This is a genomic window from Pseudomonas sp. 1121_17 (assembly GCF_052850745.1).
In genome coordinates this window covers 1-12,137 of sequence record NZ_VXCX01000022.1, presented here as the reverse complement: position 1 = coordinate 12,137, position 12,137 = coordinate 1, and the positions used below count along the sequence as shown (strand labels likewise).

Here is a 12,137-nt window from a genome sequence, read left to right as displayed (position 1 = left end):
CGTGTCATCCACGCCCACCGTTCCATCCGCCAGTTGGCTTGCCCGAGCGGGGAGCCCACGCGCACGTGGATCCGCCAGCTCGGGCGTGCCGACTTCGGGACAGACTCAGGAATAAGGGGCAATAGCTTGCCGCTCCCTGGCCGAAGTCAAAGGTTCTGCGTTACAACGCAAAATCTGTTGCTGTCGGGGCACCAGGCTATGCCTGCAACACCCGTACCCGAACAAGGCCCTGTGCAAGGCTTGCCTCGGTCTGCCTCCGCAGGAGCGGTTTGGCTGCTTGTATTGCCATAAGTTCAGGTCGAAAAAACGCTTGAATTTCGCCGCTGACTTGTGTTTTCGATTTCGGCCCAACCCCAACATGTAGTGGTTCGCCGCGATGGGGATACAAGATAATGCGGTCTGAGGGTGTTTGCAAGGCGACCGCCTGTGGATAACGTGTGTACAGATTGTGTGTGATTCGTGGGTATCGGCTGTAGGCCTTGTCCTCACGGCTTTGCACTTTTTTTCCGCACCGTAATGACCCGTTGCAGAATGTTACTGCTGTGCGGCGCATCACGCTAATTCGTCCTGGCCTGTCTCGGACCAGCGGTGCCGACAGAGCCGATTGGCAGGCGCAGATGTGCGACGTAGTATCCGCGGACAAGGCTACATTCAGGTGACCAGCGGCAGCCCATCCATAACAACAGAGGCCAGGCATGGACCAACCCAGCAACCGCATCCTCATCGTCGAGGACGATCAGCGTCTCGCCGAACTGACCGCCGAGTACCTGCAGGCCAATGGCTTCGAGGTTGCGGTCGAGGCAGACGGCGCGCGCGCGGTGCGGCGCATTCTCGACAGCCAGCCGGACCTGGTGGTGCTGGACCTGATGCTGCCCGGTGAAGACGGCCTGAGCATCTGCCGGCGGGTACGTGGCCAGTATCACGGTGTGATCCTCATGCTGACCGCGCGCAGCGATGAGCTCGATCAGGTTCAGGGCCTGGACCTGGGCGCCGATGACTATGTCTGCAAGCCGGTGCGGCCGCGGCTGTTGCTGGCGCGTATCAATGCCTTGCTGCGGCGCAGCGACAGCCCCGACAGCAAAGTGCAGGCGCTGCGCTTTGGCCCGCTGCAGATCAACAACAGCCTGCGCGAGGCCTGGCTCGATGAGCAACCGATCGACCTCACCGGCGCCGAATTCGACCTGCTCTGGCTGTTGGCCAGCCATGCCGGCCGGGTGCTGTCGCGCGAGCAGATATTTACCGCCCTGCGCGGCGTCGGCTACGACGGCCAGGACCGTTCGATTGATGTGCGTATCTCCAGGATTCGCCCCAAGATCGGTGACGATCCCATTCATCCGCGGCTGATCAAGACCTTGCGCAGCAAGGGCTATCTGTTCGTGGCTGAGGCGGCGCCGGCCTGATGAAGTCGATTTTTCTGCGTATCTATGGCGGCATGCTGGCGGTGTTGGTACTGGTAGCGGTGCTCGGCGTGGTCAGCCTGCACCTGGTCAACCTGGTGCGCGCCGAGCAGCACCGCGAGCGCCTGGCGCAAGGCACGTTCAGCCTGATGGCCGACAACCTCGCGCCGCAGAACCCAGTCGAGCGCCAGCGCTCGCTGTTGATGTGGGAGCGCCTGCTCGGCGTGCCGTTGGATGTCCAGCCAATGGCCGCGCTGCCCCTCGACGGCGGCCAGCGTGCGCGGCTGTACCGCGACCTGGTAGTGGTCGACAAGACCGGCCCGCATGCCGCACGCGTATTGCGCCGGATCGGTCGCGAAGACCAGCTGCTGGTGGCCGAGGTCAAGCAGATCAGCGAGCAGCTGGCGCGGGCCACGGTGTACCTGCTGGCTGATGAGCTGGTGCGTTATCCGGTCAGCGAACAGCCGCAGCGCCTGGCGCAACTGCGCCAGAGCAAAGGCTTTGGCTTCGATATCGGCCTGCAACGGTTGGAGCGGGCGGCACTGGATGACGACCAGCGCCACCGGGTCGAGGAGGGCGATACGGTGATGGCGCTGGGCAAGGACGGTGATTCGGTGCGGGTGTTTTCCGGCGTGCCCGGCTCACCCTGGGTGCTGGAAATCGGCCCGCTGTACCAGCTCAATCCCTACCCACCGCAATTGCTGATTCTGATCGCGTTTCTCGGTTTGTGCCTGATCGGCCTGGTGGTGTACCTGCTGGTACGTCAGCTGGAGCGGCGCGTGTCCGGCCTGGAAGCGGCGGCCACGCAGATTGCCCAAGGCAGCCTCGATACCCGCGTGCCGGCCGGCGGCGCCGATTCGGTAGGGCGTCTGGCGGCGGCATTCAATGATATGGCCGAGCACTTGCAGCGCTCGCTGAACATGCAGCGCGAGTTGGTCCGGGCGGTGTCGCACGAGCTGCGCACGCCAGTGGCACGGCTGCGCTTTGGCCTGGAGATGCTCGAAACCGCCAGCACCGATCAGGCGCGGGCCAAGCACCTGGCGGGGATGGACGGCGATATCCAGGACCTCGACAAGCTGGTCGACGAAATGCTCACCTACGCGCGTCTCGAACAAGGCGCGCCAGCCTTGCAGTTTCAGGTCATCGACCTGGATGCCTTGCTGGCGCGGGTCATCACCGAGCTGGCGCCGCTGCGCCCGCAGATAAATGTGCTGCGTGGCCTGTGCCAGGGCGCCGATGAGGACGGCGCCTGGGTCGAAGCCGAGCCGCGCTATCTGCACCGTGCGCTGCAGAACCTTGTCGCCAACGCCATGCGCCACGCCGAGGGCGAAGTGCGCGTTAGCTATCACTTGGGCCAGCAGCGCTGCCGCATCGATGTCGAGGATGACGGCCCGGGCGTGCCGGAAAGCGTCTGGGAGCGCATCTTTACCCCATTCACCCGGCTGGACGACAGCCGCACCCGGGCCTCGGGTGGGCACGGCCTGGGCTTGTCGATCGTGCGTCGAATCATCTATTGGCACGGCGGGCGGGCGGTTGTTGCGCGCAGTGAAGGCTTGGGTGGGGCGTGCTTCAGCCTGAGCTGGCCGCGCCAGCAGGAAGCTGAAGACTAGACGCTGACCAGGCTCAACAGCTGCCCGTGGTTGACGCAGAACTGGCCACTCAGCTCGGCGCCGTGGCGCCATTCAGGCGACAAATCAGTCAGCAAGCGCAGGCGCGCCAGGCCGTCTGCAGACCACTCCAGCAGCTCTGCATGCTCGAAGTAAAAGCGCTGCTGGGTCAGTGGATAGAGCGTCTTGAACAGGCTTTCCTTGAGCGAAAAGGTCAGCGTCACGCTAAGTGCAAGCTGGCTGCGGTCGAGCCGTTGCAGCTCGGCCGGGGTGAGGATCTCCTCGGCGAGGCGTTCGGCGCGGGCTTCATCCAGCAGCGTTTCCTGATCCAGGCCGATGCCTCGGCAGCTGGCAGCATCGGCCACCACGGCGGCGGCCCAGCCTTTGCCGTGGGTGATCGAGCCGCGGATACCTGCCGGCCAGATCGGTGAGCGGTCGGCATGGGTCGCGGGCACATAGTCACGACCGTCCAGTTGCAGCAGAGCGGCGCGCGCGCAGACTCGGCCGGCCAGGTACTCGGCCTGGCGCTTGGCTACGGAGCGCTGGAGGCTGGCGTTGGGCTCGATGCCCGCGCGCTGGAAGTCGTCGGCAGCAAGCCTGGCCGGGTCGAACGCACAACTGACCAGCACCGCGCCGGGGATCGGGCGCGGTAGTGGCCAGTGGTGTTGCAAGGGGGCGCAGCAGGTCGGCAGTCGGTTCATGGCGCTATTGTGCCAGAGCTGGCCATTGCCAGCGCAGCGGTCACTTGAACAGCTTGTCCAGAAACGCCTGCATGTCTGCCCATGAGCTTTTGTCGGCCGCTTGGTCATAGCCGATATCAGGCCCGCCATGCTCGCCATGACTGAGACGGTCGGCATCGGGGTTGCTGAAACCATGCTTGGCGCCGGCGATGCTGACAAACTGATAGTCGGCCTTGGCCTTGTCCATCTCTTCCTTGAAGGTCGCGACCTGCTCCGGGGTGACCATACTGTCTGCCGCGCCGTGCTCTACCAGCACCTTGGCTTTGACGCTGCCGGGGCTGGCCGGAGTCTGCGTGACCAAGGCGCCGTGGAAACTCACCACACCGGCCAGCTCCTCGCCACGCCGGGCCGCGTCGAGCACGACCTTGCCGCCAAAGCAGTAGCCAATCGCAGCGAGCTTGTCGGGGTCGGTTTTTGGTTGAATCTTGAGCAGCTCAAGACCCGCATCGAAGCGCTTGGCAGCTGCTTGCGGGTTCTCCAGCGCCGCCTTCATGAACGCCATTGCATCGGCCGGGTGCTCGGTGTGCTTGCCATCGCCATACATGTCGATTGCCAGCGCGCTGTAACCCAGCCCCGCCAGGTCGCGGGCGCGGCGCTTGGCATAGTCATTGAGCCCCCACCACTCGTGCACTACCACGACGCCCGGCCGTTTGCCGTCAATAGCATCGTCATAGGCGTAATAGCCAATCAGGCGCTTGCCGTCGGCATCCTGATAAGGGATTTCCCGGGTCTGCACCGCTGCTTGAGTAAGGCTGGCGCAACTCAACAAAGCCAGGGCAAACAGATAACGCATGGTCGCAACTCCTTTAGGCGAGGGAAGCGCAGGCTGTTCAGCGGCGGTTCAGGCAGGGTTCAGCCGCGGTTCAGGGCGCCTTGCTTACTCTAGCTTCCAGACCGAAACAGCGCATCCAACTGGAGTAAGAACCCATGAAAACAGTCAATACCCTGCTTGCAGCAATGGCCGTATGTGCCGCCGGCTTCAGCGTTCAGGCCAACGCCGACGACACCTTCGCCAGCCTGACCTACGGCCAGACCAGCGACAAAGTGCGTAAGTCCGGGCTGCTCTCGCGCAGCACCGACAACCTCAACACCGACGGCGTGATCGCCAAGGACGGCACCTGGGGTGTACGTCTGGGCAAGATGAACAACGAAGGTCGCTACTACATGACCTACGACAACGTCTCCGGTGACCACAGCGGGCTCAAGCTGCGCCAGGAAAACCTGCTCGGCAGCTACGACCTGTTCCTGCCCGTGGGAGACACCACCAAACTATTTGGCGGCGCCAGCCTGGGCGTGACCAAGCTGACCCAGGAATCCTCCGGCTACAGCCGCGACACCAATTACGGCTACGCTGCAGGCCTGCAAGCCGGCGTTATCCAGGAAGTCACCGACAACGCCTCGGTCGAACTGGGCTACCGCTACCTGCGCACCAACGCCAGCACCGAACTGGTCGAACACGGCGGGCCGAAAATCGGCAGCATGAGCCTGACCAGCAGCGCCCAGACCTATCTCTCGGCAAACTACAAGTTCTAAGGCGTGCTGGTACTCTGTATCGGCGTTTGCAACGCACAAGGCTGCTGGCTCGCCAGCGGCCTTGCGCCGTGCCTGCGCCGGAGAGGCAAGACAGCGCCGTGATGGTTATAAGGAGAAAGGCATGAAACTGCTGGTGGTCGAGGACGAGGCGCTGCTGCGCCATCATCTGCACACACGCCTGAGTGAAACCGGCCATGTGGTCCAGGCGGTCGGCAACGGCGAAGAAGCCCTGTACCAGGCAGAGGAGTTCGCCTTTGATCTGGCCATCATTGACCTCGGCCTGCCGGGCATGAGCGGTCTGGACTTGATCCGCCAGCTGCGCAGCCAGGGCAAGAGCTTCCCGATCCTGATTCTCACCGCACGGGGCAACTGGCAGGACAAGGTCGAAGGCCTGGCGGCCGGCGCCGACGATTATGTGGTCAAGCCGTTCCAGTTCGAGGAGCTTGAAGCGCGCCTGAATGCCTTGCTGCGCCGTTCCAGCGGCTTCACCCAGTCGACCATTGCCGCCGGGCCACTGGTGCTCGACCTCAATCGCAAGCAAGCCAGCCTCGACGATCAGCCGCTGGCGCTGACCGCGTATGAATACCGCATCCTTGAATATCTCATGCGTCATCACCAGCAGGTGGTGGCGAAGGACCGCCTGATGGAGCAGCTGTACCCAGGCGATGAAGAACGCGACCCGAATGTCATCGAAGTGCTGGTCGGCCGGCTGCGCCGCAAGCTTGAGGGCGAGCACGGCTTCAAACCGATCGATACCGTGCGCGGCCTGGGCTACCTGTTCACCGAGCGCTGCCGATGATCCGTTCGCTGCGCGTGCGCCTGATGCTGGCGGCGGCGCTGCTGGCGCTGTTGTTCATGCTGGCGCTGCTACCGGCCCTGCAGAAGGCCTTCAGCCTGGCCCTGCAGGAGTCGATCGAACAGCGCCTGGCATCCGATGCGACCACGCTGATCTCCGCCGCGCGTATCGAGCAGGGCCGCCTGCAAATGCCTGATCAGCTCCCGGATGAGCGCTACAACCTGCCTTACACCGGGTTGATCGGCTACATCTTCGACCGCGACGGCAAGCTGGTCTGGCGTTCGCGGGCTACCGCCGACCGCGACATCAATTACCAGCCGCGTTATGACGGCCGCGGCAACGAGTTCGCCCGCATTCGCCAGGACAACGGTGAAGAGTTCTTCGTCTACGACGTGGAAGTAAAACTGCTCGGCGGCAAGAGCGCCGCCTACAGCATCGTTGCCCTGCAACCGGTACGCGAGTATCAGGACACCCTCGAGGGCCTGCAGGAAAAACTCTACCTGGGCTTCGGCGCTGCCTTGCTGGCCTTGCTGGTGCTGCTTTGGGCCGGCTTGACCTGGGGGCTGCGCTCGCTGCGTCGGCTGAGTGTGGAGCTGGACCAGGTCGAGAGCGGTGCTCGCCAGGGCTTGAGCGGCGAACATCCGCGCGAGTTGTTGCGCCTGACCGGCTCGCTCAACCGCCTGCTGCACAGTGAGCGCGAACAGCGTCAGCGCTATCGTGACTCACTGGACGACCTTGCGCACAGCCTGAAAACGCCGCTGGCGGTGCTCCAGGGCGTGGGCGAAAGCATGGGCCACGGCAGTGGCGAGCGCGAGCAGGCGCGAGTGCTGCAGAGCCAGATCGAGCGCATGAGCCAGCAGATCGACTACCAGTTGCAGCGCGCCAGCCTGCGCAAGAGCGGACTGGTTCGCGACCGTGTCCTGCTCGCGCCGCTGCTCGACAGCCTGTGCAACACCTTGGCCAAGGTCTACCGCGACAAGCACGTGGCGATCACCTTGGTCGTCCCTGCGCAGGCGGAAATACCCATGGAGCAGGGCGCCGCGCTGGAGCTACTGGGCAACCTGCTGGAAAACGCCTACCGGCTGTGTCTGGGCCAGGTGCGGGTGAGCTTGAGCGAAACCCCGGACAGCCTGCTCCTGTGCATCGAAGACGATGGCCCGGGTGTGCCGACCGATCAGCGCGAGCGCATCCTCCAGCGCGGCGAGCGGCTGGACCGCCAGCACCCGGGGCAGGGCATCGGCCTGGCCGTGGTCAAGGACATCATCGACAGCTACGACGCCCAGCTGAGCCTGGACGATTCGCCGCTGGGCGGTGCTGCCTTCAGGATCGTGTTCAAGCGCGGCTGACCCCGCGCCCGGGCGGATTCCCGCCAAACCGCCCGTTCATTTCCCGCCAGCGGGCGGAAATCCGCCAGCTCAGGCCCGCCTGGTTGCCCTGTCATTGGGCATGACACCCCCTCTAGATCAGGCTTTGCACCTCATTCGAGCACTTTGGCATCGCCCTTGCTATTCACTTGGCAGAGGCCTGCAAAGGCAGCTCGAACACAACGACAAATCCCTCCGGGTGCAGGAGGGTTAGCGCTTTAGGTGCCCCCGTCCTGGGAAGGGTGGAAACCGGCACACTCGAGGAAATAAGCCATGACGACTCGTCAGCCGCTGTACAAATCGCTGTATATCCAGGTGTTGGTTGCCATCACCGTCGGTATTCTGCTCGGCCACTTCTACCCTGAAACCGGCGTAGCGCTCAAACCCCTGGGTGACGGCTTCGTCAAACTGATCAAAATGGTCATCGCCCCGATCATCTTCTGTACCGTCGTCAGCGGAATCGCTGGCATGCAGAGCATGAAATCGGTCGGCAAGACCGGCGGCTACGCGCTGTTGTACTTTGAAATTGTCTCGACCATCGCGCTGATCATCGGCCTGGTTGTCGTCAACGTGGTCAAGCCAGGCGCTGGCATGCACATTGATGTCACCACCTTGAATGCCAGCAGTGTCGCTGCCTATGCCGCCGCCGGCGCGCAGCAGACCACTATCGGCTTCCTGCTCAACATCATCCCGAACACCGTGGTCGGTGCCTTCGCCAACGGCGACATCCTCCAGGTGCTGATGTTCTCGGTGATCTTCGGCTTCGCCCTGCACCGTCTGGGCAGCTACGGCCGGCCATTGCTGGACATGATCGATCGCTTCGCTCACGTCATGTTCAACATCATCAACATGATCATGAAGCTGGCTCCGATCGGTGCCTTCGGTGCCATGGCCTTCACCATCGGCCAGTACGGCGTCGGCTCGCTGGTGCAGCTGGGCTACCTGATGGCCTGCTTCTACATCACCTGCCTGGCGTTCATCCTGATCGTCCTCGGTGGTATCTGCCGCGCGCATGGCTTCAGCGTACTCAAGCTGATCCGCTACATCCGTGAAGAGCTGATGATCGTACTTGGCACCTCGTCCTCGGAATCGGCCCTGCCACGCATGCTGGCCAAGATGGAGCGTCTGGGCGCGAAGAAGTCGGTAGTAGGTCTGGTAATCCCGACTGGCTACTCGTTCAACCTTGACGGTACTTCGATCTACCTGACCATGGCTGCCGTGTTTATCGCCCAGGCGACCGACACGCAGATGGACATCAGCCACCAGATCACCTTGCTGCTGGTGCTGCTGGTTGCCTCCAAAGGTGCTGCTGGCGTCACCGGTTCGGGCTTCATCGTCCTCGCCGCGACCTTGTCTGCTGTCGGCCACCTGCCGGTCGCCGGCCTGGCGCTGATCCTTGGTATCGACCGCTTCATGTCCGAAGCCCGCGCCCTGACCAACCTGATTGGTAACGGCGTAGCGACCATCGTGGTTGCCAAGTGGGTCAAGGAGCTGGACGAAGACAAGCTGCACGCTGAACTGGCTTCGGGCGGCTCGCCGCTGACCGACACTCGTCCAACCGATGACCTCGGTGTAGCTGAAGGCCCAGCGCGCTCTTAAGTCATCAGGCAATAACCTGGGGCCGCTCTGCGGCCCCAAGTTCGTCCAACCTCCACAAAACCCTGCCGGCTTCACTCCACCCGCGTCTGCCCGCTATACACCAGCACCTGCCGACAGCGCTTGCACAGATACCGCCGCCCTTGGCGCACCAGCTTGTGCCGCACCGCCGTAAAGGCAAAGTCACTCTCCGGGCACGGGCACTGATAGATATAGCGCGTCGCCGTACGCCGTTGCACAGCATAGCTGTGGCAGCGATTAGGCGGCAGCTCGTAGACCCCGCGCATGATCAACTGCCACTCTTCGCCATGGGCCTGGATACTGTCGCCAAACAACTGATGCGCGACCAGATGCGCCACTTCATGGGCCACAGTCTGGCGCAGAAAATCCTCGTGGTTTTCCCGGTACAACTGCAGATTGAAGCGCAGCAGGTTTTCATGCAGATGGGCAACGCCGGCCTTCTGGCCGCGCAGCTTGAAGCTCACCTGTGGGCGGATGAAGCTCCGTTTGAAGAACGCCTCGGCTTGCTGATAGCAGGCTTCAACGCGGGATTCGAGCAACTCGGGCATGGCGATCAAGGTTCTCCTCAGCCGCGCATTATGCCGCAACCCCCCAGAGGCTGCCGAGCCATCGGTCAGCACACAGTCAAAGGCCGCCTTGCGGCGGCCGGTGACTTGATGCCCCAGTGTTGGTTTGGATCTAGTTGGTATACACAGGCCCCACGCCCAGGCCCCAGATGACCACCGTGGCCGCCATGATCGCCACCAGCACCACCAGGCCTACCGCCAGCACGGAGCTTGAGAACAGAAAGCCTTCATCTGCCGGGATGTTCATGAATGTCGGCAAGCCCACATACAACAGGAACACCGTATAACTGATGGCCGCCGTGCCAATCACCATGCCCAGCCACAGGTGTGGGTAAAGCGCCGCCAGCCCGGCGACGAACAATGGCGTAGCGGTGTAGGTGGCAAACGCGATGCAGCGTGCCATCGATGGCGTGGCGTCATAGGTGCGCGCCATCCAGTGGATGAAAGCGCCCATTACCGCGACGCCGATCAGCATCGCCAGGTACGACATCACGCTCATCCAGAACGCGCTTTCAACGGTCAGCATGACCGCCGGTCGGTCACCGATCACCCAGCCGACCTGGGTGGTGCCGATAAACGCTGAAACGACGGGGATGGCCGCCAGAATCAGGGTATGGGTCAAGTACATGTGGCTGATCGATTCTTCCTCGCCACGAATCTCCTGCCACTCTTGGTCGGGATGGGTAAACAGCCCAAGAACGTGATGGATCATACCGGTCACTCCTATGGTCGTTGCCTGACGTACCCCAGATGGAGCACATGCGGCCCGCGGCCAGGCACCGAAGCAAGCGGTAATATGGCCTTAAGTCGCAGTATAGGAAGCACATCCCTGCGCAATAGGCGCTTTTTAGAGCAAATCGCGCTGTCGCCGCAGTTGTTGATTCCGTTGCAGTCTTTGGTCGGCCTGGCGCGGTTAATTGTCGCGAAAGCCTTCGCCCGCGCCGGCTTTATGCGTAAAATGCTCGGCTTTTGTCACACCTCGCGGATTCCAAGCGCTATGGGCACCCTCTCGGTCAACCAGAACAAACTGCAAAAACGCCTGCGTCGTCTCGCCGGCGAAGCCATCACCGACTACAACATGATCGAAGATGGCGACAAGGTCATGGTCTGCCTGTCCGGCGGCAAGGACAGCTACACCATGCTCGATGTTCTGCTGCACCTGCAGAAGGTGGCGCCGATCCAGTTCGAGATCGTCGCGGTGAACATGGACCAGAAGCAGCCAGGCTTCCCCGAGCATATCCTGCCGGCCTACCTGAAGACCCTGGGCGTCGAGTACCACATCGTCGAGAAAGACACCTATTCGGTGGTCAAGGAACTGATCCCGGAAGGCAAGACCACCTGCTCGCTGTGCTCGCGCCTGCGCCGCGGCACGCTGTACACCTTTGCCGATGAAATCGGCGCGACCAAGATGGCTCTTGGTCACCACCGCGACGACATGGTCGAAACCTTCTTCCTGAACATGTTCTTCAACGGCTCGCTCAAGGGCATGCCGCCCAAGTTGCGTGCCGATGATGGCCGCAACGTAGTGATCCGGCCGCTGGCCTACTGCAGCGAGAAGGACATCCAGGCCTACTCGGACATGCGCGAATTCCCGATCATCCCGTGCAACCTGTGTGGCTCGCAGGAAAACCTGCAACGTCAGGTGGTCAAGGAAATGCTCATCGACTGGGAGCGCAAGCACCCAGGCCGTACCGAGAGCATCTTCCGCGCGATGCAGAACGTGGCGCCGTCACAACTGGCCGACCGCAACCTGTTCGATTTCACCAGCCTGAGAATCGATGAAACCGCGGCGCCGCGCTTCCTCGATGTGGTGAACATCTGACCCATGCGCGATTATCAGTGGCTGCATGAGTTCTGCCTGAATCGCTTTGGCTCGGCCAAGGCCCTCGAGGCGTTCCTGCCGCAACCGCGTACCCCGGCGCAGTTGCGTGACATCAGCGACGACCGCTACCTGTCGACGCTGGCGCTGCGGGTATTTCGCGCAGGCCTCAAGCACAGCCTGGTAGATGCCAAGTGGCCGGCCTTCGAGCAGGTGTTCTTTGGCTTCGAGCCGGAAAAGGTGGTGCTGATGGGCGCCGAGCACCTAGAGCGGCTGATGCAGGACACGCGCATCATCCGCCACTTGGGCAAGCTCAAAAGCGTGCCACGCAACGCGCAGATGATCCTCGACATCGAAAAACAGCACGGCAGCTTTGCCAGCTTTATCGCCGACTGGCCGGTGACCGATATCGTCGGCCTGTGGAAGTACCTGGCCAAGCATGGCAATCAGCTCGGCGGCCTGTCCGCACCGCGCTTTCTGCGCATGGTCGGCAAGGATACCTTCATTCCCACCGACGACATGTCAGCTGCGCTGATCGCCCAGGGCGTGATCGACAAGGCGCCGACCAGCCAGCGTGATCGTGCGCTGGTGCAGGAGGTGTTCAATCAGTGGCATGCCGAAAGCGGCCGGCCACTTTGCCAGCTCTCGGTGATGCTGGCGCACACCGTCAACCATTGACCTAGTCGTTACACGGTCCC

General features: G+C 62.6%; 12 protein-coding genes. 8 read left to right on the top strand and 4 right to left on the bottom strand.

Annotated elements, in window-relative coordinates; genetic code table 11:
- The first annotated feature begins 695 nt into the window (after nt 1-695).
- Both FW789_RS23880 and FW789_RS23875 read left to right on the top strand, forming a co-directional pair.
- A complete protein-coding gene (locus tag FW789_RS23880) occupies nt 696-1,400 on the top strand; it encodes a response regulator transcription factor (RefSeq protein ID WP_103438301.1) in 705 nt (234 codons plus the stop codon).
- Entirely contained in the window at nt 1,397-3,007 is a 1,611-nt protein-coding gene (locus tag FW789_RS23875) for an ATP-binding protein (RefSeq protein WP_446432136.1), read from the top strand. The genes FW789_RS23880 and FW789_RS23875 overlap by 4 nt, the downstream gene beginning before the upstream one ends.
- On the opposite strand, the gene FW789_RS23870 is transcribed toward FW789_RS23875, so the two are convergent.
- Nucleotides 3,004-3,705 (bottom strand): 4'-phosphopantetheinyl transferase family protein, encoded by a 702-nt coding sequence (locus tag FW789_RS23870; protein WP_446432133.1) that lies wholly within the window; start codon nt 3,703-3,705, stop codon nt 3,004-3,006. The two genes, FW789_RS23875 and FW789_RS23870, sit on opposite strands and share 4 nt — an antisense overlap.
- A gap of 40 nt (nt 3,706-3,745) precedes the next feature.
- Nucleotides 3,746-4,537: a dienelactone hydrolase family protein gene (locus FW789_RS23865; protein WP_103438298.1), complete on the bottom strand. Its 792-nt coding sequence runs from the start codon at nt 4,535-4,537 to the stop codon at nt 3,746-3,748.
- 134 nt (nt 4,538-4,671) lie between these two features.
- On the opposite strand from FW789_RS23865, the gene FW789_RS23860 reads away from it, so the two are divergent.
- The 4 genes from FW789_RS23860 to FW789_RS23845 all read left to right on the top strand — a co-directional run bounded on the left by FW789_RS23860 (nt 4,672) and on the right by FW789_RS23845 (nt 9,036).
- Nucleotides 4,672-5,277 carry an outer membrane protein gene (locus tag FW789_RS23860; RefSeq protein ID WP_101321767.1) on the top strand — a complete coding sequence of 202 codons (606 nt, stop codon included), beginning with the start codon at nt 4,672-4,674 and terminating at the stop codon, nt 5,275-5,277.
- Nucleotides 5,278-5,398: 121 nt separating this feature from the next.
- Nucleotides 5,399-6,076: a response regulator gene (locus FW789_RS23855; RefSeq protein WP_101321766.1), complete on the top strand. Its 678-nt coding sequence runs from the start codon at nt 5,399-5,401 to the stop codon at nt 6,074-6,076.
- Nucleotides 6,073-7,419 carry an ATP-binding protein gene (locus FW789_RS23850; RefSeq protein ID WP_340613100.1) on the top strand — a complete coding sequence of 449 codons (1,347 nt, stop codon included), beginning with the start codon at nt 6,073-6,075 and terminating at the stop codon, nt 7,417-7,419. The genes FW789_RS23855 and FW789_RS23850 overlap by 4 nt, the downstream gene beginning before the upstream one ends.
- A gap of 291 nt (nt 7,420-7,710) precedes the next feature.
- Nucleotides 7,711-9,036 carry a dicarboxylate/amino acid:cation symporter gene (locus FW789_RS23845; protein ID WP_103438296.1) on the top strand — a complete coding sequence of 442 codons (1,326 nt, stop codon included), beginning with the start codon at nt 7,711-7,713 and terminating at the stop codon, nt 9,034-9,036.
- A gap of 71 nt (nt 9,037-9,107) precedes the next feature.
- Here FW789_RS23845 and FW789_RS23840 read toward each other — a convergent pair whose 3' ends face one another.
- Nucleotides 9,108-9,608 (bottom strand): SprT family zinc-dependent metalloprotease, encoded by a 501-nt coding sequence (locus FW789_RS23840; RefSeq protein WP_411563173.1) that lies wholly within the window; start codon nt 9,606-9,608, stop codon nt 9,108-9,110.
- 124 nt (nt 9,609-9,732) lie between these two features.
- Nucleotides 9,733-10,332, bottom strand: coding sequence for a Yip1 family protein (locus FW789_RS23835; RefSeq protein WP_101321762.1), 600 nt, complete (start codon nt 10,330-10,332; stop codon nt 9,733-9,735).
- A gap of 285 nt (nt 10,333-10,617) precedes the next feature.
- Here FW789_RS23835 and ttcA point away from each other — a divergent pair, with 285 nt between their 5' ends.
- Both ttcA and FW789_RS23825 read left to right on the top strand, forming a co-directional pair.
- The gene (gene ttcA, locus FW789_RS23830; protein WP_103438294.1) at nt 10,618-11,442 is read left to right on the top strand and encodes a tRNA 2-thiocytidine(32) synthetase TtcA; all 825 of its coding nucleotides are present in this window, start codon (nt 10,618-10,620) and stop codon (nt 11,440-11,442) included.
- A 3-nt stretch (nt 11,443-11,445) separates the two neighbouring features.
- The gene (locus tag FW789_RS23825) at nt 11,446-12,117 is read left to right on the top strand and encodes a DNA-3-methyladenine glycosylase I (RefSeq protein ID WP_101321760.1); all 672 of its coding nucleotides are present in this window, start codon (nt 11,446-11,448) and stop codon (nt 12,115-12,117) included.
- Nucleotides 12,118-12,137: the final 20 nt, after the last annotated feature.

Coding starts and splice junctions, on each gene's coding strand:
- FW789_RS23835 (WP_101321762.1), bottom strand. CDS start 10,332: ATGATCCATCACGTTCTTGGGCTGTTTACCCATCCCGACCAAGAGTGG.
- FW789_RS23880 (WP_103438301.1), top strand. CDS start 696: ATGGACCAACCCAGCAACCGCATCCTCATCGTCGAGGACGATCAGCGT.
- FW789_RS23870 (WP_446432133.1), bottom strand. CDS start 3,705: ATGAACCGACTGCCGACCTGCTGCGCCCCCTTGCAACACCACTGGCCA.
- FW789_RS23860 (WP_101321767.1), top strand. CDS start 4,672: ATGAAAACAGTCAATACCCTGCTTGCAGCAATGGCCGTATGTGCCGCC.
- ttcA (WP_103438294.1), top strand. CDS start 10,618: ATGGGCACCCTCTCGGTCAACCAGAACAAACTGCAAAAACGCCTGCGT.
- FW789_RS23825 (WP_101321760.1), top strand. CDS start 11,446: ATGCGCGATTATCAGTGGCTGCATGAGTTCTGCCTGAATCGCTTTGGC.
- FW789_RS23865 (WP_103438298.1), bottom strand. CDS start 4,537: ATGCGTTATCTGTTTGCCCTGGCTTTGTTGAGTTGCGCCAGCCTTACT.
- FW789_RS23850 (WP_340613100.1), top strand. CDS start 6,073: ATGATCCGTTCGCTGCGCGTGCGCCTGATGCTGGCGGCGGCGCTGCTG.
- FW789_RS23855 (WP_101321766.1), top strand. CDS start 5,399: ATGAAACTGCTGGTGGTCGAGGACGAGGCGCTGCTGCGCCATCATCTG.
- FW789_RS23845 (WP_103438296.1), top strand. CDS start 7,711: ATGACGACTCGTCAGCCGCTGTACAAATCGCTGTATATCCAGGTGTTG.